Source organism: Streptomyces deccanensis, assembly GCF_022385335.1.
Classification (GTDB): domain Bacteria; phylum Actinomycetota; class Actinomycetes; order Streptomycetales; family Streptomycetaceae; genus Streptomyces; species Streptomyces deccanensis.
On record NZ_CP092431.1, the window covers coordinates 7,525,638 to 7,552,396 of the forward strand.

The 26,759-nt window shown below is 72.0% G+C and carries 19 protein-coding genes; 15 read left to right on the forward strand and 4 right to left on the reverse strand.

Translation table 11 applies throughout. The annotated features are described in order from the left end of the window. Positions 1-19 precede the first annotated feature (19 nt). The 6 genes from L3078_RS33340 (at position 20) to L3078_RS33365 (ending at position 9,685) form a co-directional block, all read left to right on the forward strand. Positions 20-319, forward strand: a complete 300-nt coding sequence (locus tag L3078_RS33340; protein ID WP_086748184.1) for a hypothetical protein — start codon at positions 20-22, stop codon at positions 317-319. A gap of 407 nt (positions 320-726) precedes the next feature. Then, entirely contained in the window at positions 727-1,278 is a 552-nt protein-coding gene (locus tag L3078_RS33345) for a sigma-70 family RNA polymerase sigma factor (RefSeq protein ID WP_239757626.1), read from the forward strand. After that, positions 1,275-2,558: a hypothetical protein gene (locus tag L3078_RS33350; protein ID WP_239760766.1), complete on the forward strand. Its 1,284-nt coding sequence runs from the start codon at positions 1,275-1,277 to the stop codon at positions 2,556-2,558. The genes L3078_RS33345 and L3078_RS33350 overlap by 4 nt, the downstream gene beginning before the upstream one ends. A 56-nt stretch (positions 2,559-2,614) precedes the next feature. Next, positions 2,615-7,249 (forward strand): FtsK/SpoIIIE domain-containing protein, encoded by a 4,635-nt coding sequence (locus L3078_RS33355; protein WP_239760558.1) that lies wholly within the window; start codon positions 2,615-2,617, stop codon positions 7,247-7,249. 53 nt (positions 7,250-7,302) lie between these two features. Continuing rightward, positions 7,303-8,829, forward strand: coding sequence for a tRNA (N6-isopentenyl adenosine(37)-C2)-methylthiotransferase MiaB (miaB, locus tag L3078_RS33360; RefSeq protein ID WP_275593187.1), 1,527 nt, complete (start codon positions 7,303-7,305; stop codon positions 8,827-8,829). Between the two features lie 148 nt (positions 8,830-8,977). Next, complete coding sequence (locus L3078_RS33365; protein WP_239757628.1) at positions 8,978-9,685, forward strand: class III extradiol dioxygenase subunit B-like domain-containing protein; 708 nt, start codon at positions 8,978-8,980, stop codon at positions 9,683-9,685. A gap of 73 nt (positions 9,686-9,758) precedes the next feature. On the opposite strand, the gene L3078_RS33370 is transcribed toward L3078_RS33365, so the two are convergent. After that, entirely contained in the window at positions 9,759-10,052 is a 294-nt protein-coding gene (locus L3078_RS33370) for an antitoxin (RefSeq protein WP_239757629.1), read from the reverse strand. A 24-nt stretch (positions 10,053-10,076) separates the two neighbouring features. Beyond that, positions 10,077-10,364: a hypothetical protein gene (locus L3078_RS33375; RefSeq protein ID WP_239757630.1), complete on the reverse strand. Its 288-nt coding sequence runs from the start codon at positions 10,362-10,364 to the stop codon at positions 10,077-10,079. Positions 10,365-10,545: 181 nt separating this feature from the next. Here L3078_RS33375 and miaA point away from each other — a divergent pair, with 181 nt between their 5' ends. The 6 genes from miaA to hflX all read left to right on the forward strand — a co-directional run bounded on the left by miaA (position 10,546) and on the right by hflX (position 19,074). Continuing rightward, on the forward strand, positions 10,546-11,484 hold the full coding sequence (gene miaA / locus L3078_RS33380; protein ID WP_239757632.1) for a tRNA (adenosine(37)-N6)-dimethylallyltransferase MiaA: 939 nt from the start codon (positions 10,546-10,548) through the stop codon (positions 11,482-11,484). A 108-nt stretch (positions 11,485-11,592) separates the two neighbouring features. After that, complete coding sequence (locus L3078_RS33385; protein WP_239757633.1) at positions 11,593-12,117, forward strand: hypothetical protein; 525 nt, start codon at positions 11,593-11,595, stop codon at positions 12,115-12,117. 157 nt (positions 12,118-12,274) lie between these two features. Then, complete coding sequence (dapF, locus tag L3078_RS33390) at positions 12,275-13,144, forward strand: diaminopimelate epimerase (RefSeq protein ID WP_239757634.1); 870 nt, start codon at positions 12,275-12,277, stop codon at positions 13,142-13,144. A 297-nt stretch (positions 13,145-13,441) separates the two neighbouring features. Continuing rightward, positions 13,442-15,616, forward strand: coding sequence for a RelA/SpoT family protein (locus L3078_RS33395; RefSeq protein WP_239757635.1), 2,175 nt, complete (start codon positions 13,442-13,444; stop codon positions 15,614-15,616). Between the two features lie 254 nt (positions 15,617-15,870). Beyond that, on the forward strand, positions 15,871-17,352 hold the full coding sequence (locus tag L3078_RS33400; RefSeq protein WP_239757636.1) for a M1 family metallopeptidase: 1,482 nt from the start codon (positions 15,871-15,873) through the stop codon (positions 17,350-17,352). A 222-nt stretch (positions 17,353-17,574) separates the two neighbouring features. Beyond that, complete coding sequence (hflX, locus tag L3078_RS33405) at positions 17,575-19,074, forward strand: GTPase HflX (protein ID WP_239757637.1); 1,500 nt, start codon at positions 17,575-17,577, stop codon at positions 19,072-19,074. A 477-nt stretch (positions 19,075-19,551) separates the two neighbouring features. On the opposite strand, the gene L3078_RS33410 is transcribed toward hflX, so the two are convergent. Continuing rightward, positions 19,552-19,836 (reverse strand): hypothetical protein, encoded by a 285-nt coding sequence (locus L3078_RS33410; RefSeq protein ID WP_239757638.1) that lies wholly within the window; start codon positions 19,834-19,836, stop codon positions 19,552-19,554. Positions 19,837-20,062: 226 nt separating this feature from the next. Further along, positions 20,063-21,295 carry a trypsin-like serine peptidase gene (locus L3078_RS33415; RefSeq protein WP_239757639.1) on the reverse strand — a complete coding sequence of 411 codons (1,233 nt, stop codon included), beginning with the start codon at positions 21,293-21,295 and terminating at the stop codon, positions 20,063-20,065. Positions 21,296-21,607: 312 nt separating this feature from the next. On the opposite strand from L3078_RS33415, the gene L3078_RS44680 reads away from it, so the two are divergent. From L3078_RS44680 to L3078_RS33430, 3 genes are all read left to right on the forward strand, one after another. Next, positions 21,608-22,207 carry an SAM-dependent methyltransferase gene (locus tag L3078_RS44680; RefSeq protein ID WP_420864195.1) on the forward strand — a complete coding sequence of 200 codons (600 nt, stop codon included), beginning with the start codon at positions 21,608-21,610 and terminating at the stop codon, positions 22,205-22,207. 300 nt (positions 22,208-22,507) lie between these two features. Continuing rightward, the gene (locus tag L3078_RS33425; protein ID WP_420864129.1) at positions 22,508-24,010 is read left to right on the forward strand and encodes a diaminobutyrate--2-oxoglutarate transaminase family protein; all 1,503 of its coding nucleotides are present in this window, start codon (positions 22,508-22,510) and stop codon (positions 24,008-24,010) included. 492 nt (positions 24,011-24,502) lie between these two features. Beyond that, positions 24,503-26,680 carry an IucA/IucC family protein gene (locus L3078_RS33430; protein WP_420864196.1) on the forward strand — a complete coding sequence of 726 codons (2,178 nt, stop codon included), beginning with the start codon at positions 24,503-24,505 and terminating at the stop codon, positions 26,678-26,680. Positions 26,681-26,759: the final 79 nt, after the last annotated feature.

The window sequence follows — 26,759 nt, forward strand, 5'->3', positions numbered from 1 at the left end:
ACAGAGAACGAGGTGCACCATGCCGAAGAACGTCATCGACGACGAGGAAATCGAGAGCACTGCCAAGAAGCTCGACTCCGCCGTCAGCGACACGCTGGTCCCGCAGCTGTCCTCGCTGCAGGCCGACGTCGAGAACCTGCTCCAGGGCGGCCTCCTGCTGACGGCCACCAGCCCGAAGATGCAGACCTCCTACGCCAACTTCAACAAGTCGTTGACGGAGGCAGTGAACAACATCACGCAGTTCTCCAAGCAGTTCCGTGACATCTGCAACGCGGTGAACAACCTCGACTCGCAGATCGCGGGCGGCATCCCCAGCTGAGCCACGCCGAAGCGGGGTGCCGGCCCCTCAACTCCCCCTCCGTCGGCACCCTTTGGACAGGGGCGCGGGTCCTTCCCCCGGGACCGGCGCCCCTGTCTGTTTTGCCCCCCTTGTTCGACGGCTCGAACCTCACGAGCGCTGTCGTTTCTCCGGATCATCTGCAAGGAAGGTTTCGTTCTCGTCAGTAACCTCAGGTTCTTCTCAGGAACTCTTGAAACATCCGCAAGCGCTCATAGACTCCCAGCGGAACCTCACCTTCCACCCACGAACCGTGAGGTCACCCGGGTACCCGTGCTCAGCCCCTTGCCCAGCCAACGCCGCCGCCGCGGCGCCCGACCGGACCGGCTCAGAGACCAACGCCGGCCCTGGGGGAATCCATGAGAACGCCCAGACCCAGCAGTACCGCCATGTCCCAAAGCGCCCCGGACACCGGCGAGGCCGCGCCCTCCTCCCACGACGGTTCCGTCCGCAAACTCTACGAAGAGCACCACGGCCCCCTGCTGCGCTATGTGTCGAGCCTCATCCGGGGGGACCGCCAGCGGGCCGAGGACTTCGTCCAGGAGACCCTGGTCCGCGCCTGGTTGAGCACCGCGAACCAGCCCTCGGGCTGGTCACCGTCCCGGGCCTGGCTGATGAGGGTGGCGCACAACCTGGTGATCGACTGGTCCCGCCGCGAGCGCGTGCACACCGACATCCAGCACGAACACGCCCTGGACAGGCACCTCGAACCGGTGGACCCGATGAGCCAGGCCGTCCAGCGCCGCTTCATGGTCCACGCCCTCTCCCGGCTCTCGCACCCCCACCGCGAGGTCCTCTTCTACGTCTACGTCCTCGGCTGCACCGGCACCGACGCCGCGGACGCCCTGGGCATCCCCCCGGGCACCGTCAAGTCCCGTACCCACCACGCGATACGGGAACTGCGCCGCCGGCACCCCGAACACGCCCTGGCGGCGGCATGACCGGGCCCGTCGTGACCGGCGCCGACCTCGCCGCGCACAGCGGGGGGGTCGCGCTCGGCAAGCCCGGTGACTCGGTGCTCACCGTCGTCATCGTCGCCGCGGTCGTGCTGATCCTGCTCGTCCTGCTGCTGCGCCACATGATCCGCAAGCGGGGCGGCTGGCGCCGGTTCCGGCGGAGCGTCGGCCGGGAACTGACCCTCACCCGGCGTGCCTTCGGCGAACCGCTGCGGGCCTACCGTCGCCACCGCCGAGGCGTCCGCGCCCTCGCCCGGCAGCTCTCCGACCCCCGGGGCGGACTCCTCGTACGACGGCTGTTCGACGCGGCGGCGGCCGCCCTCGCCGACGTCCCCGGCGCCGTGGCGCACGCCGTGCGTCTCGAACCCGGCTGGGCCTGTGTGCAGATCGCCGCCCGCCGGCTGCCGGAACCGCCCGCCCCTTGGGAGGCCGCCGCCGAGCCCGGCCCGCAGGGCTGGGAGCTGCCGTTGGACGAGGCGGACGCGTTGCCGGCGGGCCGCACCCGCGCCGGTGCGGTCAGGCCGCTGCCGGTCGCCGTCGGCATGGCGGACGACGCCTGTGTCCACGTCGACCTGGCCGCCGGACCACGGCTGATCACGGTCGAGGGCGACACCGCCGCCCGCGCCCTGCTGTTCCAGGCACTCGCCGCCCAGCTGGACCGGCCCGGCAGCGGGGCCTCTGTGGTCGTCGCGGACGGGGTCCATCCGCAGCACCGGGGCAAACGGCTCGACACGCTCCTGACGGAGCTGGAGACCGCGCCCGCCCCGGACGCCGCCGAGGACGGCGGGATCCGGGAGCCCGACGAGATCGGGGAGCAGGGGCGTGCCGCCACCACCGTGGTCGTCTGCGCCGCCCCCACCCCGGACCAGGCCCGCAGGCTCGGCGCCCTCGCCGCCTCCGGTGCCGTCGTCTGCCTGGTCGACGGCCGGGTCGCGGGCCACGCCTGGACCCTCCGGGTGGACGGCCGCGGCCGGGTGACCGCGCCGGAGCTGGACCTGGACGCCGACTCGGGCCCCCTGGGCCGCGCCGTCGTGGCCGCCGTACGCGCCGACCGGCGCCGTCTGCGCCGCGAGCCGTCGGCGGCCCGCCCGCGCCCGAGCCGCCCCGAGGAGCCCCGCCCCCACCTCCTGGACGAGATCGCCCCCCTCCAGGAACACCAGGCGGAACCCGCCCTCCCCACCACCACCGGCACCGACCTGCTCGCGGAACCGGCCACCGCTCGCGAACGCCCGACCGCGGCCTCCTCCACCACCAGGGACGACTGACCGACGGGTCCGCTCCCGCACCACCCCCCGCCCCCGAACCACCCGCAAGGGGAGAAGTGAAACTCCTCATCACGACAGTCGACGGCGCCGATTCCCGCGGCAGCCAGGACGTTCTGCTCACCGCGTCCGGCAGCACCCCCGTCGAGGACGTCGCCGCGCACCTGGCCCGGCTGCGCGCCGGGGAGCCGGACGAGACCGACGGCTCGTCACCCGGCCCCGCCCCCGCCTGCTTCCTGGGCGACGAGCCCCTCGCGCCTGGCACCCCGCTGTCCGGCACGCGGCTCATGGACGGCAGCGTCGTCGCCCTGGGCCGCCCCCAGGCCCCGACCGCCACCGCGTACGGCCCCGAGCGCGACGCGATGCCGCAGCCGCACCGGCTCGACCACGCGCCCGTGGTCGAACTCCAGGTGGTGGGCGGCCCCGACGCCGGACGCGTGTACCCCCTCGGCCTCGGCACCCACGGCATCGGCCCCCTGGAGGACGCCGCCGTGCCCCTCGAAGGCCGCGGCCTGCCGAGCGAGGGCATCCGGGTGACCGTACGCCCGGACGGCTCGGCCGTCGTGGAGCTCCGCGAGGGCGGGCCCGCCCGGCTGTCCGTGCCGGAACCGCCGGAGCACCGGGGGCGGCCCGACACCCCGTTGTTGCCCCTCGCCGAACAGGACGAGGAGAACGAGGAGGAGGGCACGGGCCCCGAGGAGGACGCCGAAGGCCCGGCCCTCCCCGACGGCTGGCAGCCGTGGGACGTCGGAGCGGAGCTGTCGGTCGGCGAGTATCTGCTGCGGCTGACCGAACCGACCCCGAGGGACGCCGCCGTGGTGCCGTCCGAGGGCGGCGGCGGGCTCGACTACAACCGGCCGCCGCGCATCCTGCCCCACCTGGCACCCGAGCGCTTCCGGCTGCCCGGCCCGCCCGACCCCCCGGCCCGCAGGCCGATCCCGCTGATGGTCTCGCTCGCCCCGATGGTCTTCGGCGTGGCCATGATGCTGTTCTGGAACTCGTACTTCTATCTGATCTTCATGTTCCTCTCGCCGGTGCTCATGGCGGCGAACTACGTCAGCGGACGGCGCCAGGCCCGCAAGGACTACGAGGAGCGGTCCCGCGTCTACCGGCAGCGCCGGGCCTCCCTGGAGGAGGACGTCCGCGAGAAGGTCGCCACCGAGCGGCGGCTGCGCACCGAGAGCGCGCCCGACCCGGCGGTCGCCGGACTGTGGGCGGTCGGCCCCGGCCGACGGCTCTGGGAGCGCCGGCGCGGCGACCCGGACCACCTCGCCCTGCGCATCGGCACCGCCCCGCAGCCGTCGCTGCTCGGCATCGACGACACGGCCCGCGAGGACAACCACACCGCCGTCCACTGGACCATCCCGGACGCCCCCGTCAGCGTCGGCCTGGTCGACAGCGGCGTGGTCGGACTGGCCGGAGCGCCCGGCCCCGTGCAGGCGCTGGCGCGCTGGATGACGGCCCAGGCCGCCATCCTGCACACCCCGCGCGACCTGCGGATCGTCGTCCTCACCGACAAGGGCTCCGAGGACTCCTGGAACTGGGCCCGCTGGCTGCCCCACTCCCGCGACGGACTGCCCGGCACCCGCGGCGGTGCCGTCACCCTCATCGGCAACGACCCCGAGACGGTCGCCAACCGCGTCGCCGAACTGGTCTCCACCCTGCGCACCCGCCAGCGGGCCGCCGAGTCCACCATGAGCAAGGCACTGCTGAGCGAGCCGGACGTCCTGGTGGTCATGGACGGCGCCCGCCGGCTGCGTGACGTACCGGGCGTGGTCGCGATCCTCAAGGAGGGACCCGGCGTCCGGATCTTCCCGCTCTGCCTGGACCAGGAGGAACGGCTCCTGCCGGAGGAGTGCACCGCCGTCGTCCGCCACGAGAACCACCGGCTGACCCTGCGCCGCACCGGGCTGCCCGACATCACCGACATCCGCCCCGACCTGGTCGAGCCCGACTGGTGCGAACGCGCCGCCCGGGGCATCGCCCCGATCCGGGACGTCACCCCCGACGCCTCCGAGGGTCTGCCCACCGAGGTGGGACTCCTGGAACTCCTCGGACTGCCGCAGCCCAGCGCCGAACTGATCACCGCCCGCTGGTCGCAGCGCCCGGCCTCCACCGGCGTCCTGCTGGGCGCCGGCTACGACGGACCGGTCGCCTTCGACCTGGTCAAGGACGGGCCGCACGGACTCGTCGCCGGCACCACCGGCTCCGGCAAGTCCGAACTGCTGCAGACCTTCGTGGCCTCCCTCGCCGCGATGAACCGCCCCGACGAACTCACCTTCGTCCTCGTCGACTACAAGGGCGGCAGCGCCTTCAAGGACTGCGTCGACCTGCCCCACACCCTCGGCATGGTCACCGACCTCGACAGCCACCTCGTGCAGCGCGCGCTCACCTCGCTGTCCGCCGAACTCACCCGCCGCGAGCACCTCCTGGCCGAGGCCGGCGCCAAGGACCTGCCCGAGTACCAGGGCATGCGCCGCCGGACCCCCGAACTGGCCCCCGTGCCCCGACTGGTGATCGTCATCGACGAGTTCGCCACCCTCTACCGGGAGATCCCCGACTTCATCCCCGGTCTCGTCAGCATCGCCCAGCGCGGCCGCTCCCTCGGCATCCACCTGATCCTGGCCACCCAGCGCCCCGCCGGAGTCGTCAACTCCGACATCCGCGCCAACACCAACCTGCGCATCGCGCTCCGGGTCACCGACTCCTCGGAGAGCATGGACGTCATCGACACCAAGGACGCCGTCAGCATCTCCCCGGCGACCCCCGGCCGCGCCCTGGCCCGGCTCGGCCACGGCACCGTCGTCCCCTTCCAGACCGCGTACGCCGGCACTCCCCGGCCCATCGCGAAGCCGTCCGCCGAGGCCCGGGCCCGCCAGGAGCGGCAGGCCGCCGAGGAGGCCCGGATCTGGGGCACCGCGCTCCACTGGCAGCGCCTCGGCCGAGCCGTCGCCCGGCCCGGAGCCCCGGACGGCCGGCCGGACACGGACCCGGCGGACCTGATGGCCGAGGAGGCGCCCACCGACCTCAACGCCCTGGTGGAGGCCCTGTCCGAGGCCGCCCGCCTCGCCGACTGCGTCCCGCAGCCCAGCCCCTGGCTGCCCGCGCTCGGCCAGCACGTCCTGATCGACGATCTGCCCCAGCCGGACACGTCCGGAGGCGCACGGCTCGCCCCCGTCTCCTGGGCCCTGTCGGACATCCCCGAGGCCCAGGCGCAGCTGCCGGTCCGGCTGGACCTCGCCGAGTTCGGACACCTGTACGTCGTCGGTGTCCCGCGCTCCGGCCGCTCCCAGGTGCTGCGCACCATGGCCGGAGCACTGGCCCGCGCCCACTCCAGCGCCGACGTCCACCTCTACGGCATCGACTTCGCGGGCGGCGCGCTCACCGCGCTGGGCGTGCTCCCGAACACCGGAGCCGTGGTCCCGCGCGGTGACATCGAGCGCCTGGAGCGGCTGTTCGCGCGGCTCGACACCGATCTGGAGCGCCGACAGGAGCTGCTCACCCGCCATCACGCCGGCAACCTCACCGAACTGCGCGAACTGGTCGCCCCCGGGGACCGCCCGGCTCACGTCATGCTGTTCATCGACGGCTGGGACGCCCTGATCGAGGCCGTCGCCGACCACAACGGCGGACGCCTGGTCGAACAGGTCAACCGTCTCCTGCGGGAAGGAGCCGCGGCGGGCATCCACCTCGTCGCCACCTCCGAGCGCGCCCTGCTCTCCGGCCGGGCCACCGCCCTCAACGACAACAAACTGCTGCTGCGCCTGAACGACCGCACCGACTACCACGCCGTAGGCAAACGGGCCCGCGACATCCCCGACCTCGTCCTCCCCGGCCGCGGCTTCACCTCCGACGGCGGCACCGAGATCCAGGTCGCCCTGCTCGCCCCCGGCGCCTCCGGCCAGGAGCAGGCCGAGGCACTGCGCGCGATCGGCGCCGACGCCACCCGCCGCGACGCCGGACTCCCGGCCGACCGCCGCCCCGCCCGCATCGGCACCCTGCCGGTGAAGGTCACGTTCACCGACGCCTACGAGAAGGTGGGGGAGGAGTTCCGGCGGCCGATGTGGGGTCTGCTGGGCCTCGGCGGCGACGACGTCTCCCCGGTCGGCGTGGACTTCGCGGAGACCTCACCCACCTTCTCGGTCGTCGGCCCGCCCGGCTCCGGCCGCAGCACCACCCTCGCCGCCCTCGCCGTCTCCCTGCTGGCCTCCGGCACCCGCCTGGTGGTCCTCGCCCCGCGCGAGTCGCCGCTGCGCACCCTGGGGAGCCACCCCGGCGTACGGCTGATCACCGCGACGGAACCCACGGTCGAGGAGTTCACCGAGGCCCTGGAGGCCGGCGCCGGGCCCCGGGTGGTCGTGGTGGACGACGCCGACCTGTTCGTCCTGCCGGACATCGACCAGAACCTGCGCTCCCTGGCCCAGTCCGGCCGGGACCACGGCATCGGCATCGTCATCGCCGCCACCGCCGAGACCATGACGGGCGCGATGGGCTGGCTCAGCGCCCTGAAACGGCACCGCAAGGGCGTCCTCCTCGGCCCGCAGAGCATCCTGGAGGGCGACAACATCGGCGCCCGCCTCGCCCACGCCCACCTGCGCGGCCGCAAGCCCGGCCGGGGCCTCACCGTCGACCCGCGCACCGGCGAACTGATCAACGTGCAGATCCCGGAGACCGTGCTCGACGCGGACCACTGAGACCGCAGCGCCTGGGGACGAGGGCTCCCCGGGCGCTGCCTTAGGCTTACGGAGTGACCAACAGCAGCGACCGGAGTCAGGCAGTGGGCGTCAAGACATACGAAGTGCGTACTTATGGATGTCAGATGAACGTCCATGACTCCGAACGCCTGTCCGGTCTCCTGGAGGACGCCGGATACGTCCGCGCGCCTGCGGACGCCGGCGAGGGCAACGCCGACGTCGTCGTCTTCAACACCTGCGCCGTCCGGGAGAACGCCGACAACCGCCTCTACGGCAACCTCGGCCGCCTCGCCCCGATGAAGACCGCCCGCCCCGGCATGCAGATCGCCGTCGGCGGCTGTCTGGCCCAGAAGGACCGGGACACCATCGTCAAGAAGGCGCCCTGGGTCGACGTCGTCTTCGGCACGCACAACATCGGCAAGCTGCCCGTCCTGCTGGAGCGCGCCCGGATCCAGGACGAGGCGCAGGTCGAGATCGCCGAGTCCCTCGAGGCGTTCCCCTCCACGCTGCCGACCCGCCGCGAGAGCGCCTACGCCGCCTGGGTCTCGATCTCCGTCGGCTGCAACAACACCTGCACGTTCTGCATCGTCCCGGCCCTGCGCGGCAAGGAGAAGGACCGCCGGACCGGCGACATCCTCGCCGAGATCGAGGCCCTGGTCGGCGAGGGCGTCTCCGAGATCACCCTGCTCGGCCAGAACGTCAACGCCTACGGCTCCGACATCGGCGATCGCGAGGCGTTCAGCAAGCTGCTGCGGGCCTGCGGAAAGATCGAGGGCCTGGAGCGCGTCCGCTTCACCTCGCCCCACCCCCGCGACTTCACCGACGACGTGATCGCCGCCATGGCCGAGACGCCGAACGTGATGCCGCAATTGCACATGCCGCTCCAGTCCGGCTCGGACACGGTCCTGAAGGCCATGCGCCGCTCGTACCGCCAGGAGCGCTACCTCGGGATCATCGAGAAGGTCCGCGCGTCCATCCCGCACGCCGCGATCACCACCGACATCATCGTGGGCTTCCCCGGCGAGACCGAGGAGGACTTCGAGCAGACCATGCACGTGGTCCGCGAGGCCCGCTTCACCCAGGCCTTCACCTTCCAGTACTCCAAGCGCCCCGGCACCCCGGCCGCCACCATGGAGGACCAGATCCCCAAGGCGGTCGTCCAGAAGCGCTACGAGCGCCTGGTCGCCCTCCAGGAGGAGATCTCCTGGGAGGAGAACAAGAAGCAGGTCGGCCGCACCCTGGAGCTGATGGTCGCCGAGGGCGAGGGCCGCAAGGACGGCGCCACGCACCGCCTCTCCGGCCGCGCCCCCGACAACCGCCTCGTCCACTTCACCAAGCCGGACCAGGAGGTCCGCCCCGGCGACGTGGTGACCGTCGAGATCACCTACGCCGCGCCGCACCACCTGCTGGCGGAGGGCGCGGTCCTGGACGTACGGCGGACGCGGGCGGGCGACGCCTGGGAGAAGCGGAACGCCGCGCCCGCGGAGAAGGCGGCCGGGGTGATGCTGGGGCTGCCGAAGATCGGGGCTCCGGAGCCGCTGCCGGCGGCCACCACGGGTGGGTGCGGGGTTCTTCAGTAGAGGTACTTCGGCGGAGTCGTCGGTAGCGGGTTCCGCTCGGTCCTGACGGTTGTTCGCGGGCTGCCGGTGCGTGGGGCTTGTTCGTGCAGTTCCCCGCACTTCAGGGCGCGGGTGTCACCCCTGGGCTGCGGAAGTTACCCTGCGCACCATGCTTGTCGCCGCCGCCGTCTGCCCCTGTCCGCCGTTGCTCGTGCCCGAGGTCGCCGCCGGGGCCGCGCCCGAGCTGGAACCGGCGCGGGACGCGTGCGCGGACGCGCTCGGGGTGCTCGCCGCCGCGCGGCCGGACCGGCTGGTGGTCGTCGGCCCCGACGGGCGCGACGCGTCGTATCCGGAAGGCACGGGCGGCTCGTTCCGGGGCTTCGGCGTGGACCTCGACGTCCGCCTCGGGCGCGGGGGGAACGGCGACCCGACGGCCCGGCTGCCCGCCTCCCTCGCCGTCGCCGCCTGGCTGCTCGACCGCACGGGCTGGGCCGACGCACCGATGGAGGGGCTCGGGGTGGCGGAACCGATCACCGTCGAGCGGTGTATGCACATCGGGAGGGAAGTCGCCGGGTCGGCCGGGCGGGTCGCTCTGCTGGTGATGGGCGACGCCAGCGCGTGCCGCACGCTGAAGGCCCCGGGGTACCTGGACGACCGCGCGGCCGGTTTCGACGCGCGGGTCGCGCGTGCGCTCGACGACGCCGACATCGAGGCTCTGCGTGCGCTGGACACCGGGCTCGCCCGCGAGCTGCAGGCCTCTGGTCGCGCCCCCTGGCAGATCCTCGCGGGCGCCGCGGAGGGCGCGGGCCTGGACGGCAGCCTGCTCTACGACGACGCGCCGTACGGCGTGGGCTACCTGGTGGCCGCCTGGTCATAGACCTGGACGGCGGGCCAGGCGCGGCGGACGGCCGGGAGCGAGAGGCTCCGCGGCCGTCCGACGATGCGCGGGTTCAGGAAGCCGGAGGCGGAGGCGTGGCGCCGCCGCCCGGAGGCGTGGGGCCGCCGCCGCCCGGAGGCGGCGGTGTGTGACCGTCGTCGTGGTGCGCGAGTCGGTCCATGGCGTGCTTCGCCCTGCCCGTGCCCGACTGGATCCTGTCGCTGTACTTGCCCTTGGTCTTCCTGTCGACCGTGTGCGCGGCCTTGTCGAGACCGTGCTGGATCTTGTCCTCGTGCTTCTGCGCGAGGTGCGAGATCTTGTCCTTGGCCGGGGAGAGTTTGGTTTTCACATTATCCAGCAGGCCCATGATTCACCTTCCCGCGAGGGGTGGTCACTTGCGGGCGTTCTCACTGGACTCGTTGTCCGCCGCCTGATCGGCCGTCTGCTGCTTCGGGATCTCCACGTCGTCCGCCGCGTCGACGGCCTCCGCCGCCGGCTCGGCCGCGTCGCCCTTCGCCTCGGCCTCGGACGTGCTCCCGGCCTCCGGCTGGGCGGGCTCGGTGGTTCCCTTCGCCTCGTCCGGCTTCTCCGCCTCCGTCTCGGCGACCGGCTGGGGCGCCGTCACGGCGGCCTCGTCCGCGTCCTTCGCCTTACGACGGAACAGTGAGAAAACGCCCATATCAACCTCAATGCTAATCATGCGGGTTAATTCCCGCCCTCTCCCGGAGCGTCCGATTGCGTCATCCGGGTCACCGGTACTCGAAACCGGCGCTGCGAACACGCAACACGCAACGACCCCGGCTCCCCCGCGTCACGTAGCTCGTTCGAGATCGGGCCCCGACATTTGCGAGACTGGGTCGGTGAGTAACGCAGTTCCCCCTCCACGGGTCATCGCCGTCGTCGGACCGACCGCGGCCGGAAAGTCCGATCTGGGTGTCTTTCTGGCGCAGCGCCTGGGAGGCGAGGTCGTCAACGCCGACTCCATGCAGCTCTACCGGGGGATGGACATCGGCACCGCCAAGCTGACCCCCGAGGAGCGCCACGGAGTCCCGCACCACCTCCTGGACATCTGGGACGTCACGGCCGCCGCCAGCGTCGCCGAGTACCAGCGGCTCGCCCGCGCCCGCATCGACGCCCTGCTCGCCGACGGCCGCTGGCCGATCCTGGTGGGCGGCTCGGGCCTGTACGTCCGGGGGGCCGTCGACAACCTGGAGTTCCCCGGGACCGACCCCGAGATCCGCGCCCGGCTGGAGGAGGAGCTGACCCTGCGCGGCTCCGGCGCGCTGCACGCCCGGCTCGCCGCCGCCGACCCCGAGGCCGCCCACGCGATCCTGCCCAGCAACGGCCGCCGCATCGTCCGCGCCCTCGAAGTGATCGAGATCACCGGAAAGCCGTTCACGGCGAACCTGCCGGGCCATGACGCGGTCTACGACACCGTCCAGATCGGCGTCGACGTGGCACGGCCCGAACTCGACGAGCGCATCGCCCGCCGCGTCGACCGCATGTGGGACGCCGGACTGGTCGAAGAAGTGCGCGCACTGGAGGCGCAGGGGTTGCGCGAGGGGCGTACGGCGTCGCGTGCGCTCGGCTACCAGCAGGTCCTCGCGGCGCTCGCCGGGCAGTGCACGATGGACGAGGCGCGGGCCGAGACCGTGCGTGCCACCAAGCGCTTCGCGCGCCGTCAGGATTCATGGTTCAGGCGGGACCCACGGGTGCATTGGCTCAAGGGGGGGCTCGCCGACCTGACGGAACTCCCGCAGCTCGCACTGGCGTTGATCGAACGACCGGTCACAGCCTGATCACGTCATGGCATCGGGTCGCCCCGCCGGTCATCCGGGCTCGCGGGGGCGTGCCATCATCGAGCTTCGATCGACCAAGTGGAGTCCGAGTTGGGAGGGCGCGTGGCGATGGAGGCCGGCCCTCGCGACACCGCACAAAGCACGGAGCAGGGCACCGCGGAGGACGTGGACCAGCTGGTTACCGAGGGGTACGCACTGGATTCCGAAGGTGATCCGCTGAGCCCGGACGGCCCGGAGGACCAGACCCCCGACGGCGTCAGCGACGACGGACCGGAACCGGACGAGATGACCGGGCCGGAGGTCGAGGTCGAGCTGCGCCCCCAGCGCAGGCTGCGGCTCTGGCAGCTCGCCCCGATCGTGGGCCTCGGCGCGGTCGGCTCCCTGATGTTCGCCTTCCCGCTCGCCTTCGAGTTCGGCGACGGCGGCGCCGTGGTCGCCATGCTCGGTCTGCTGATCTGCGCGACCGCGGCCGGCTGGGGCATGATGGCCGCCCGCCGCGTCGGTTACACGTGGCCCGGCCTACCCGCCCGCGGCTCAGGCCGCCGTCCGGACTGGCGCATCGTCCTCGCCTACGCCCTGGTCGTCGCCGCGGTCGCCTTCCTGGCCGTCTGGCGAGTGGCACGGCTCCGCTAGAGCGCCGCGTCTGGAGCGCCCCGTGAGGGGCGCGGGGCTGTGTCGATATGCGGCTCCGCCGCGTGGGCGCGACCAGCCACGACCCACCCGCGCGGACCCTCCAAACCGCAAGCCCTCCCACGGCTCACCCAGCGGAGCGCTCCCGTACGATCGAGGAATGAGCACGCGGATCGCCTTCCTCAAGGGGCACGGGACCGAGAACGACTTCGTGATCGTCCCGGACCCCGAGAACGCCATCGACCTCCCCCCGGCCGCCGTCGCCGCCCTGTGCGACCGCCGCGCGGGCATCGGTGGTGACGGAGTGCTCCACGTCGTCCGTTCGGCCGCCCACCCCGAGGCGAAGGCGCTGGCCGCCGAGGCGGAGTGGTTCATGGACTACCGCAACGGCGACGGCTCGATCGCCGAGATGTGCGGAAACGGCGTGCGGGTCTTCGCGCGCTACCTCCTGCACGCCGGGCACGTCACCGCGGGCGACCTCGCCGTCGCCACGCGCGGGGGCGTGAAGAAGGTCCACATCGACAAGGACGGTGACGTCACCGTCGGCATGGGCGCCGCCCGGCTCCCCGAGGGTGTCGTGACGGTGAGCGTCGGCGAGCACAGCTGGCCCGCGCGCAACGTGAACATGGGCAACCCGCACGCGGTGGCGTTCGTCGACGACCTCGCGGACGCCGGTGATCTCCTCTCCGCGCCCCCCTTCAGCCCCGCCTCCGCCTACCCGCAGGGCGTCAACGTCGAGTTCGTGGTCGACCGGGGCCCCCGTCACGTGGCGATGCGCGTCCACGAGCGCGGCTCCGGCGAGACCCGCTCCTGCGGCACCGGCGCGTGCGCCGTCGCCGTGGCCACCGCCCGGCGCGACGGCGCCGACCCGGCGGTCACCGGCGCCCCGGCGACCTACACCGTCGACGTGCCCGGCGGCACGCTGGTCATCACCGAACGACCCGACGGCGAGATCGAGATGACCGGCCCCGCGGTGATCGTCGCCGAGGGCGAGATCGACGCCAAGTGGCTGGAAAACGCGGTGCGTTGAGGTGTGATAGGGCTTCAGATCAAGGCATCCGTGGCGCGGACGTCGTAGAGATCCAAGACCACTGCGTGCTCAGGGGTATGAATCCATGGCGCCCCCAAGTGGGGTGGCCAAAAACCGTAAACCTCGGAACCTTCGCTCGAATGGGTGATCCGTTTCACGCTCGGCGAGAGGCGGTCGGACGGGCGTGATGGGCTCGGTAGCATCAAGCACCGGCACGGACGGGGGAACGACACGATCCCATGAGCCGCCGCACGCCCTGGGGCACCCGTCCGCCGGTCCACGCAGCCGGAGGTGCCCATGAGCGCGGAGGCCACGAACCCCGCCGTATCGCCCGCCCCTGCGCCGCCACCAGCGCACCGCAGGAAGGGCCGACCTCGTATCGACCTGCGCCGTCTGGGCCGCGCCGCACTCCTGGGCCCGACGACCCGCGACCGGTTGCCCGACGCGATCAGCCATGTCGCCGAGGCGCACCGCGCCCACCATCCCGACGCCGACCTGGAGCCGTTGCGCCGGGCGTACGTCCTCGCCGAGTCCTCGCACCGCGGTCAGATGCGCAAGAGCGGTGAGCCGTACATCACCCACCCGCTCGCCGTGACGCTGATCCTCGCCGAACTCGGCGCGGAGACCACGACCCTGACGGCCTCTCTGCTCCACGACACGGTCGAGGACACCGATGTGACCCTCGATCAGGTGCGCGAGGAGTTCGGCGAGGAGGTGTGCTTCATCGTCGACGGCGTCACCAAGCTGGAGAAGGTCGACTACGGCGCCGCCGCCGAACCCGAGACCTTCCGCAAGATGCTCGTCGCCACCGGCAACGACGTCCGCGTGATGTCCATCAAACTCGCCGACCGGCTGCACAACATGCGCACCCTCGGCGTCATGCGTCCCGAGAAGCAGGAACGCATCGCCAAGGTCACCCGGGACGTCCTGATCCCGCTCGCCGAACGACTCGGCGTGCAGGCGCTCAAGACGGAGCTGGAGGACCTCGTCTTCGCGATCCTGCACCCCGAGGAGTACGCCCACACCCGCGAACTCATCGCGGACAACGCCGCACAGGACACCGACCCGCTCGCCGAGATCGCCGACGAGGTGCGCGGCGTCCTGCGCGAGGCGGGCATCCAGGCCGAAGTCCTCATCAGGCCACGTCACTTCGTCTCCCTGCACCGCGTCTCCCGCAAACGCGGACGGCTGCGCGGCACCGACTTCGGCCGGATCCTGGTCCTCGTCGGCGAGGACGCCGACTGCTACGCCGTCCTCGGCGAGCTGCACACCTGCCTCACGCCCGTGGTCTCGGAGTTCAAGGACTTCATCGCCGTACCGAAGTTCAACCTGTACCAGTCGCTGCACACCGCCGTCGCGCGCGGTGACGGCCAGGTCGCCGAAGTCCTCATCCGCACCCACCGGATGCACAAGGCCGCCGAGGCCGGCGTGGTCGCGCTCGGCAACCCGTACGCCACTCCCGCGGAGGAGCAGCCCGACGGACGCCGGACCGACGGCGAGGGCGAGCGCATCGACCCCACACGCCCCGGCTGGCTCTCCCGGCTCCTCGACTGGCAGGAGGCGGCCCCGGACGCCGACATGTTCTGGTCGACCCTCCGCGAGGACCTCGCCCAGGACCGCGAGATCACCGTGTTCCGGCCCGACGGGGGCACGTTGGGGCTCCCCGAGGGCGCGAGTTGCGTGGACGCGGCGTACGCGCAGTACGGCGAGGACGCCCACGCCTGTATCGGCGCCCGCGTCAACGGCCGACTGGCGACGCTCAGCACGGTCCTCAAGGACGGCGACACCGTCCAGCTCCTGATGGGCCAGGACGCGGCCTCCGAGCCCTCCAGAGAGTGGCTGGAGCACGCCCACACGCCCGCCGCGCGCATCGCCATCCAGCGCTGGCTCGCCACCCACCCGTCACCCGCCGCCGACGCCCAGGACGAGCGCGACGGCGGTCCCAAGGACGAGACGCCCACCCTCCGCCCCGCACTCGACGAGCCTGCCGCCGAACCCGACACCGTGGGTGCCGCCGGCGCCGTGGTCGTCGTCGACAGGCCCGAGGCGACCGTCCGGCTCGCCGGCTGCTGCACGCCCGTACCGCCCGACGAGGTCACCGGTTTCGCCGTGCGCGGGGGAGTGGTGACCGTGCACCGCGTCGAATGCGCCGCCGTCACACGGATGAAGGGGCTGGGGCGCCCGGAGATCGACGTGCGCTGGGGCGACACCACCGAGTTCCGGGTCACCCTCGTCGCCGAGTCCTTCCAGCGCCCCCACCTGCTGGCCGACCTCACCGAGGCCATCGCCCTCGAAGGCGTCGACATCGTCACCGCCACCGTCGAACCCCCGACCCAGCAGCGCGTCCGCCACACCTACACCCTGCAACTCCCGGACGCCGCCCACCTCCCGGCCCTGATGCGCGCCATGCGGAACGTACCGGGCGTGTACGACGTGGGCCGGGCCCAGCACCAGACGGTGGCCGCCCACTGAGAAGACCTGGGCGGGCGGGGGCGGCTCGAAGAACGGGCGGTTCGACGGATGGGTGGCTCGGCTGACGGGCGGCCTCCGAAGGACGGGAGGTCTGCGGACGGGCGGTTCGACGGATGGGTGGCTCGGCTGACGGGCGGCCTCCGAAGGACGGGAGGTCTGCGGACGGGCGGCTCGGCGGACCGTCAGCCGCTCGTTCGGGTGGGCCCGCTGCGCGTCGGCGGCACCGGGCGGGGGCGCGCTGGTAGCGGTGGTCCATGCCGCTCACCCCACGCCTCAGGAGCCGCCGCGTCCAGGCCGCGCTGCTCGCCTCCGCCGTCTCCGTCTGCCTGATCGCCGCTAGCGCCCCGTCCCCCGCCGTCCCCCTGGGCGTCGGCGACCGGCTCTTCCCGCACCTCGGCAACCCGGGGTACGACGTGCGGTCGTACGACCTCGACTTCACCTACCCCGGCAGCAACCGCGAGCCGCTCACCGCCGTGACCACCATCGACGCGCGGACGACCGCCCCACTGGAGCGGATCAACCTCGACTTCGCCCACGGCAAGGTCGACTCCGTCCAGGTCGACGGGGCGCCCGCCGCCTTCACCGGCGCGGGGGAGGACCTGGTGATCACACCCCGGGTGCCGCTTCCCGAGGGAAGCCGGACGCGTATCACCGTGCGGCACACCAGTGACCCGGTCTACACCGGCGAGGTGGAGGGCGGCTGGGTACGGACCGCCGACGGACTCGCGATGGCCAACCAGGCGGACGCGGCGCACGTCGTGTTCCCCTGCAACGACCACCCCTCCGACAAGGCCATGTTCACCGTCCGCGTCACCGTCCCCGACGGCTACACGGCCGTCTCCAACGGCCTCGCCACCGGCACGGACCGCGCCGCCGGCACCACCACCTGGACGTACCGCACCCAGCACCCCATGGCCACCGAACTGGCCCAGATCTCCATCGGCCGCTCCGCCGTCGTGCATCGGACCGGACCGCACCGCCTGCCCGTACGCGACGTGGTCCCCGCCAAGGACCGCGCGAAGCTCGAACCGTGGCTCGCGAAGACCCCCGCCCAGATCGAGTGGATGGAGAAGAAGGTCGGCCGCTACCCGTTCGAGACGTACGGGGTGCTGATCGCCGAGGCGCAGACCGGGTTCGAGCTGGAGACGCAGACGCTCTCGCTCTTCGAGAGGGCGCTGTTCGTCCGGCCCGAGTACCCCAAGTGGTACGTCGAGTCGATCATGGTCCACGAGCTGGCCCACCAGTGGTTCGGCAACAGCGTCAGCCCGCGCACCTGGTCCGACCTGTGGCTCAACGAAGGACACGCCACCTGGTACGAGGCCCTGTATGCCGAGGAGACCGCCGGCCGTTCGATGGCCGCGCGCATGAAGGCCGCCTACGGAGCATCCGACCGCTGGCGTGCCGCCGGAGGACCACCGGCGGCACCCAAGGAGCCCAAGAACGGCCAGAAGATCGGCATCTTCCGCGCGAACGTCTACGACGGCGCCGCCCTCTTCCTCTACGCCCTGCGCCAGGAGATCGGCGCCTCCGCCTTCGCCCTGCTGCAGCGGGCCTGGGTCACCGTCCACCGGGACGGTGTCGCGTCCACCGCCGACTTCCGGGACCTCGCCTCCCGGATCGCCGGACGCGACCTGGGCGACTTCTTCCACGCCTGGCTGTACGAGCTGAGGACGCCGCCCATGCCTGGACACCCCGACTGGAAGTCGGCGCCGGTGGAGGCCGCGGCCCGGCGATGACCCGCCCCTCGCACGGGTGTGACCCCCGCGCGGACGGGAAATAACCCGGGTGACGAGACGGGGCGTGCCGTGCGACCATCATCGGGTCGACGACGGCAGGCCCCGGGAATCACCGGGAAGCCCCGGACGTTGTCACCGGTGACGGGTCAAAATCCGTGACGAACGGATCGGGATCGTGAAGATCCGTCGCCCTTCGGTATCCCCAATCGACGTAAGGACCCAATGACCTCCTCTTCTTCCCCTTCCCAGGCCGCACAGCGCGCCTTCGCGCAGAACAACCCCGAAGGTCTTCGGGCCGATGCCCTGATGGAAGAGGACGTCGCCTGGAGCTTCGAGATCGACGGAGAGCGGGACGGCGACCAGTTCGACCGCTCCGACCGCGCGGCCCTGCGCCGTGTCGCGGGCCTCTCCACCGAGCTCGAGGACGTCACCGAGGTCGAGTACCGACAGCTCCGCCTGGAGCGGGTCGTGCTCGTCGGTGTCTGGACCACGGGAACCTCGCGGGACGCGGAGAACTCGCTGGCCGAGCTGGCCGCCCTCGCGGAGACCGCGGGCGCGCTCGTGCTCGACGGCGTGATCCAGCGCCGCGACAAGCCGGACGCGGCCACCTACATCGGCTCCGGCAAGGCCAACGAGCTGCGGGACATCGTCCTCGAGTCGGGCGCCGACACCGTCATCTGCGACGGTGAGCTGAGCCCGGGGCAGCTCATCCACCTCGAAGACGTCGTCAAGGTCAAGGTCATCGACCGTACGGCCCTGATCCTCGACATCTTCGCCCAGCACGCCAAGTCCCGGGAGGGCAAGGCGCAGGTCGCGCTCGCGCAGATGCAGTACATGCTGCCGAGGCTGCGAGGCTGGGGTCAGTCGCTGTCCCGTCAGATGGGCGGCGGCAAGGGCGGCGGCCTCGCCACCCGTGGTCCCGGTGAGACCAAGATCGAGACTGACCGGCGTCGGATCCGCGAGAAGATGGCGAAGATGCGCCGGGAGATCGCGGAGATGAAGACCGGCCGCGAGATCAAGCGCCAGGAGCGCCGCAGGAACAAGGTGCCCTCGGTCGCCATCGCCGGCTACACCAACGCCGGCAAGTCCTCCCTGCTCAACCGGCTCACCGGCGCGGGTGTCCTGGTCGAGAACGCCCTGTTCGCGACCCTCGACCCGACCGTGCGCCGGGCCGAGACCCCGAGCGGGCGGCTGTACACGCTGGCGGACACCGTCGGCTTCGTACGCCACCTGCCGCACCACCTGGTCGAGGCGTTCCGCTCCACGATGGAGGAGGTCGGCGACTCCGACCTGATCCTGCACGTGGTCGACGGTTCGCACCCCGACCCGGAGGAGCAGCTGGCCGCCGTGCGCGAGGTCATCAATGACGTGGGCGCGACCAAGGTCCCCGAGATCGTGGTGATCAACAAGGCGGACGCGGCCGACCCGCTGACGCTGCAGCGACTGCTGCGGATCGAGAAGCGCTCCATCGCGGTCTCGGCCCGCTCCGGCCAGGGCATCGAGGAACTGCTCGCACTGATCGACGAGGAACTGCCGCGCCCCTCGGTGGAGATCGAGGCGCTCGTGCCGTACACCCACGGCAAGCTCGTCGCCCGCGCCCACGCCGAGGGCGAGGTGATCTCCGAGGAGCACACCCCGGAGGGCACCCTGCTCAAGGCCCGGGTCCACGAGGAACTGGCGGCCGACCTGACGCCGTACGTGCCGACCGCCACGACGGCCTGAGCCGTCCGGCCGGGGCCGGTGGTTCGGCCGGGTCCGATCGCCCGGCTGGGCTCGATGGTTCGGCCGGGTCCGATGGTCAGGCCGGGATCGTTCGGTCGGTCCGATCGTCCGGTGGGGCCGACCACGCGGTGAGGGCCCGACCGAGCGGTGGGACTTGACTGTCCGGCTGGGACCGACGGCCGGTGGGATTTCGTTGTCCTGCCGTGCCCGATCGTCCGGCCGCGTCGACCCGCCCCAGGTGTACCCGAAGGCCCGCCCCCTCCGCCGAGGGGCGGGCCTTCGGTATGCCCGGGGACACCGGCCGCTTGGCGCCCCCGCGCACCCCCCGTCCTTCCCCCGGCGCTACGCGGTCTTCTCCTTGACCTCGTAACCGGGGGGTCTCCAGCTCGCTCTCGGCCATCGAGCGGGCGCGTCCGCCGTAGTAGGCGGCGATCAGTTCACCGGGGCCGTACGCGCGATGTCCGGCACGCGCCGGGTTCAGCCTGACGAGGATGTTCCACTCTCGTCGTGGCAGCCGAGGCTGTACGAGCCGCCCGCGCGCACGGTGTAGAAGCGGACGAACACCTTGCGCCGCGACTCCCACACCTTCGCGTCGTCCGGGTCGGTCATATCCAGCGGGCGGCGACCACCCTCCGGGCCGTCCCCCGTCCCCGACACGGTCCCGAAGTCGGTCCAGAAGTCCGGGTCGATGGCGTACTTGCGGGCGAAGTACGCCTCCATGGCGGCCACCAGCCCGCCACCGCCGCCCGCCACGCGGGTCAACTGCGGGACCGGCCCGCCGCCGCACGGAACACAGCGGCGGCCTGACGAGCACCCCCCGGCATACGCTCACCGACCGCCGTAGGGGGACGGACGGAGGGCGCGCGACCGGAGTCTCTGCGCGCCCCCCTCCGCCCTCCCGGGGCGGCACCACTTCATCAGCTGGTCGTCGGTCGGCTGGTCGTCGGTCGGCCGGGAGTCGGCCGGCTTGCTGTCGACCAGCCCGATGTCACTGCGACGCGAACTTGTCGCTCACCGCCTGGTAGACACCCTCTGCCTCCTTGCCCAACCGCGGCCCGGCCAGCCAACCGGCGCTCACCGGCCCGATGGAGGTGTTGGACACCAACGCGGGCTCACCGTTCGAGCCGGTGGCCACCCAGCCGCCACCGGACGAGCCGCCGGTCATCGTGCAGCCGATGCGGTACATCGTCGGATCCGACTCGACGAGCGAGAACCGCCCGGGCTTGTCCGTGCACTGGTACATCGTCTCCCCGTCGTACGGGGCCCCGGCGGGGTAACCCGTCGCGGTGATGCTCTCCACCTGCGGCACGGCAGGCGCGTCGAAGTCCACCGGCAACGCCGAACCGACCGTCTCCTCCAGCGACTTGCCCCCGCTGCCCTCCTCCGGCGTCACATGGATCACCGCGAAGTCGTACGGCGCCCCGTCACCGCCCGTCTGACCGCCCTGCTCGATCCACTGGTCCGAGGTCTGCGCCCAGTCACCCCACCAGACGCCGTACGGAGCGACCTCCTCCTTGGTGGCCGTCTTCAACTCCGACGTCGGCCTGGCGCTGTCGTTGTACGAGGGCACGAAGGCGATGTTCCGGTACCAGCCGCCCGACTTCCCGGCGTGCACACAGTGGCCTGCCGTCCACACGAGGTTGGACTTGCCCGGGTTGGCCGGGTCCTGCACGACCGTCGCCGAGCAGACCATCGTGCCCTCGGGCGCGTCGAAGAACACCTTGCCCGCCTCCGGCACGTTCGCGTGGTACTGCGCCGCCACCGCCTTCGCGTCGACAGACCGGGGCGTCGGGTCTGTTACGCCGTGGTCACCGGTGAGATCTCCCTCGTCGACCTCCTTCTCCGGCTCCTCGGCGTCCCGCATCCGGTCCGGGTCCCACAGGTCCTTGATGATCGGGTTGACGTAGTCCTCGGCCTCGCGCAGCCAGTCGTCCTTGTCCCAGTTCTTCCAGGCCCCGCCCCGCCACTTGTCGAGGTCGATCCCGTGTTCCTTGAGATTGTCCTTGATGTCGTCCGGGATCCGGATCTTGCCGTCACCCGCGCTGCCGCTGTCCTGCGCGGACGCCGACGCCTCGGCGTTCGCCGTCGTGTCACCCGAGCCGCACGCCGTGGCGGTCAACGACAGAGCCGTGGCGAGGCCGACCGCGGCCAGCACGGGGGAGGTTTTGCGGCGCGTGCTCCTCCCTCGACGAGCGGCGAAGAGCGGTCGTATGGGTCGCATGGTCTGAACTCCCCCTGGGGCGTAAGAGAAATCTGTGGTGCCGAAACGGACGGCGCGCGACACCTCCGCACGCCGACCGCCTCCTTGTACGTAGCCGACACGACATTCGCGCGGCTCCGCACATCTGTTTCTTCATACGTAGTGCGTACGTAGTCGTCGTCCGCGCGGCTTGGTGCCATCCACCCAGCCGCATCCTTCGGAACGGCACCACACACTATGCGGTCGTTGTGGGGGACATCCGGTGGAACGGCAACGGTTTGGCTACGAGCCGACCGACCGGGCAATCCTCCACGTACACCCCCATTTGACGGGCTGTTGCCCTTGAGGACTTGGACGAAGTCCTGTCGCCCAAGGGGGGCCGGACACCGGTCGGCCGTTCGGGATCGTTGTCGACAAGTGCAGTACACGCCCACCCCCCCAAGACGTCCGGCGGTGGCGACGCCGCCACCAGAGGTGGGCATCCGACAGTTCCTGGACATCGGAACCGGCCTGCCCACCACGGACAACACCCACGAGGTCGCCCAACGCGTAGACCCCTCCTGCAGGATCGTCTACGTCGACAGCGACCCCATCGTCCTCGCGCACGCCCACGCTCTGCTCAACACCCTCGAAGGCGCCACCGACTACATAGACGCGGACGTCCACGACCCCGACACGATCCTGAGGGGCGCCGCGGTCACCCTGGACTTCGATCAGCCCATCGCGATCACCATGCTGGGCGTCCTGAACCTCGTCACGGACACCGACGAAGCGGAGGCCATAGTGCGGCGGTTGCTGAATGCCGTACCGCCCGGCAGCCACCTCGTCTACTGGAACGGACAGGGCTCGGCGCCGATGACCCTGCGCAGCCACACCGACCTCGTACGCCTCTTCGACATCACTCACTTCGGCGGTGTCGGCCTGAACCGCTGACGCACCGGGCCGACTCACCGCGCTGACCCTCTGCAACAACCCGCTGCACGACAACCTGCTGCACGACAACCCGTTGCGGCGGCAGACCCGTGCATGCCCGGCTCCTGTTTGCCCGGCCAGTGGCTCCGTCCGCGAGACGGAGGTGGACCGAGCCCGACCGACACCGCTCCCGCCCGGCAAGGATTTTCGTCCTACCCGCTTCCCCGTACCGGTCGCGTCGTTGGTACGTGCGGGGGACCCGCCGGTGTTCGGTGACCCCTGCCGACTCGCCTCTGATGAGCCGTGGGAGGAAGTGCAGCAGTGGCGGTGACCGAGTCTGCGGTGGCGCCGGTGGGGCGTGAGCCCGAGCGAGCGCGTTCGGGACCCGAGAGCGAATGGGCCCGCCCACGACGGGAGTACGACGGGGCGCGTGCGGTGAGGTCGGGGTACGGAGTCATCGCGCGGCCGCAGGCCGCCCGCGACTCGGCGGCACGCACCTACGCCCGCTCCCTGCCCGTCGTGCCCGTACGCGCCCGCGGACTGACCATCGAGGACGCCGACGGCCGCCGTTACCTCGACTGTCTTTCCGGCGCGGGCACTCTCGCCCTCGGCCACAACCACCCGGTCGTCCTCCAAGCGATCCGTAAGGCCCTCGACTCGGGCGCTCCCCTGCACGTCCTCGACCTCGCCACCCCGGCCCAGGACGCCTTCACCACCGAACTGCTCCGCACCCTGCCTCCAGAGTTCGCCGCCCGCGCCCGAGTTCGGTTCTGCGGCCCCTCTGGCGCGGACGCTGTCGAGGCCGCCTGCAACCTGGTCCGGGCCGCGACCGGACGCTCCGGCATGCTCGCCTTCACCGGAGCCCACACCGGCCCGGCCATCGGAACCCCCGAAACTCTCACAGGCGCGCGCGTTGTCCGGGCGGCCCGCCTGCCCTACCCGCAGGACTACCGCTGCCCGTTCGGTATCGGCGGCGAACGCGGCGCCGAACTCGCCGCCCGCTGGGCCGAGTCCGTCCTCGACGAGGCCGAGTCCGGAGCGCCGCTGCCCGCCGGCATGATCCTCGAACCCGTCCAGGGCGAGGGCGGTGTCCTCCCTGCCCCGGACGGCTGGCTGCGCCGTATGCGCGCCATCACCGCCGCACGCTCGATCCCACTGATCGCCGACGAGGTCGGCACGGGCGTCGGCCGCACCGGACGCTTCTGGGCGGTCGAGCACAGCGGCGTCGTCCCCGACGTCATGGTCCTGTCCCAGGCCATCGGCGGCAGCCTCCCCCTGGCCGTCGTGGTCCACCGCGACGACCTCGACGTGTGGCGGCCCGGCACCCACACCGGCCCCTTCCGCGGCAACCGGCTCGCCATGGCCGCGGGCGCCGCCACCCTCGCCCACGTCCGCGAAAACGGCCTCGCCCAACGTGCCGACACCCTGGGCGCCCGCATCCTCGCGCAGCTGCGCCCCCTCACCGAGCGCTTCGCCTGCGTCGGTGACGTACGAGGACGAGGGCTGATGATCGGCATCGAAATGGTCACCCCGGACGCACCCCCTGGATCCGACGCCACCGGCCCCCCTCCACCCGCCCCCTCCCTCGCCACGGCGGTGCAACGCGAGTGCCTCCGCCGAGGCCTGATCGTCGACCTCGGAGGCCGCAACGCCGGCGTCGTACGCCTCCTCCCACCGCTCACGATCACCGACGAACAGGCGAACGCCGTACTCGACCGTCTGACGGATGCGATCGCCTCGGTGGCGGCCACCGCACGGGCGCGATTCCCGGCGCACCCGCGCCGCATGCGAGCCGGAGGGCCCGCACACATGCCGGGCGGATGAACACCGCACCCACCCGAGCCGCCGCCCGCCAGGCCACGCCCGCAGTAGCCATCCACCCACGGCACCGCCCCACCGCCCGGACCGCCCGCCCGACACCGCACACCACAGCGCGACCGCCCCGCACCCCTCCCGCACCGACCCCACTCCCGCTCGCCCGCAACAACCCGCGCTCTCCCCCTCGCACGAGCAACCCCAGGAACCGCCGTGAACCCGCCGCCCACCCCCGGGGCCCGCACCCACCACCACACCCGGGAAGCCCACGCCCTCCCCACCCCGGGCCAGCTGAGTGCCGAACCACCGCCTGGCCAGTCGAGTGCCGAGCCGTTGCCCAGGCGACCCGAACCATCGCCGGGCGAGGTCGAGCCGGGGCAGCTGCGCTCCCGCCAAGCCGAGCCGGGGCAGCAGTCGCCGGGCCAGGTCGAGCCCCCGGGGCAGATTGAGCCCAGTCAGGTCGAGCGGGGGTCCCGCTTGTTGGAGCCGGGGTTCAGCCTGGTGGAGCCCCGGCGGCACCAAGCGGGCCCTGGACCCGACGCGCCCGCGCAGGCCCCGTCCCCCACCCAGCCGGTCCCTCGCCAATCCGCACCCCCTCAGCTTCCGAGTGAGCCAAGGCATGAGCGCGGTCGGTCGGCCCCTCGCCGAGCCAGCGACGGCATCGGGGCGCCAGTACCCCCGCCCCACCCCGACGCCGACCTCCTTCACCATCCCGACCCGCACACCGCTGCCCAGGCCGCAGCGGTCGAGAACCTCTTGCGCTGTTGGGTACGCGAACACGACCTCACCCCTCCCCAAGACCACGGCGGCCTCCTCCATATCCCTCTTCCTGCCACCGGCACGACCCTCATCGCCCCGGTGCGCTACTGGTCCCCGACCGGCTGGCACCGATTCGGGCTCCCCCGTCTCGCCAGCACCCCCGACACCGCACCCCCTGTAGACGCGATCACGGTTGCAGCCCTACTGGCCCGCGAAGCGACCGCACGGCACACACCGGGCACAGCCACCGAACCCCCACCCACGGTCGCGCCCACCCCGCACATCCAGCCCACCCGGCACACCCAGCGAGAGCAGCCCACCCAGTGCGCACACAACTCCCAGGGCGAGCGGCTTGGCCAACCTCCTTGTCTCGGTCACGAGAGCGCCCTCGTCCAGCGTGACCAACTGGACCTGGTCGGCAGGGTCGCCGACTCGGCCCGCCGCGTCGCCGTGTTCATCACCGAGCGCCGAGCTCAACCCACCGACGACCCCGACCGGTTCCTGGCCGCCGAGCAGGCGCTTCTCCTCGGCCACCCTCTGCACCCCACCCCGAAAAGCCGGGAAGGGCTCTCCGGGGCCGAAGAGCGGCTGTACTCACCCGAGTTGCGCGGCTCCTTCCCCCTGCACTGGCTGGCGATCGCACCCTCCGTCCTGTCGACCGATTCGGCGTGGACCGAGCGCGGCCGTGTCGTCCCCGCCGACCGGCTGACCGCGCGGCTGGCCGGCCCGGCACTGCCACTGCCCGACGGCTTCACCGCTCTGCCCCTCCACCCCTGGCAGCTCCGCGAGGTCCGCCACCGCCCGGCCGTCGCCGCTCTGCTCGACGCCGGTCTGGTGCGCGACCTGGGCCCGCACGGTGCCCCGTGGCACGCCACCTCCTCCGTCCGCACCGTTCACCGCACCGGTGCCCCCGCGATGCTGAAACTCTCGCTGGGCCTGCGCATCACCAACTCCCGTCGTGAGAACCTCCGCAAGGAACTCCACCGCGGTGTCGAGGTACACCGCCTGCTGCGCACCGGCCTGGCCGAGCGGTGGCAGGCGGCCCACCCCGGATTCGACATCGTCCGCGACCCAGCCTGGCTGGCGGTCACCGCACCGGACGGCGACCCCCTGGCGGGCCTGGACGTGGTCATCCGGCACAACCCGTTCGGCCCGGGGGACGACGCGTCCTGCGTCGCCGGCCTCGTGTCACCCGTGCCGTATCCCCATGGCGAACACCGCCCCGACGACCCCCCTCGCAACGACCCCCATCTCAACGACAGTCGTCCCGGCGACCGTCATCCCGACGAGCGCCTGCTCATGCGGTCGCGGCTCGAGGAGGTCGTCACTCGTCTCGCCGGGCGCACCGGGCGTCCCCGGGGTGCCGTGGCCGTCGAGTGGTTCCTGCGCTATCTCGAGCACGTCGTGCGGCCTGTGCTGTGGCTCGACGGTGAGGCCGGGATCGCCCTCGAAGCACACCAGCAGAACACGCTCGTCCTCCTGGACCCCGACGGCTGGCCCATCGGCGGTCGGTACCGCGACAACCAGGGCTACTACTTCCGCGAATCCCGCCGTGCGGAGCTCCGATCCCGGCTGCACGGCATCGGAGAGCGCAGCGACACGTTCGTCTCCGACGAGGTCGCCGACGAGCGGTTCGCCTACTACCTCGGCATCAACAACGTGCTCGGCCTCATCGGCGCGTTCGGCTCGCAGCGTCTCGCCCACGAGCGAGTTCTTCTCGCCGCCTTCCGTCGCTTCCTCACGGATGTGGCGACCGGTCCCGCCCGGCTGAACACGACCCTGCCGGCCCGACTGCTCGACTCACCGGTCCTGCGCTGCAAGGCCAACCTCCTGACCCGTCTCCACGGCCTCGACGAACTCGTCGGCCCGGTCGACACCCAGTCCGTCTACGTCACCATCACCAACCCCCTCCACCCATGACCGGCCGCTCCACCTCCTACAGCTGTTCAACCCACTCGTCCGCGTACTCCGACTCCCTTCAGCCCCGAGGAACATGACC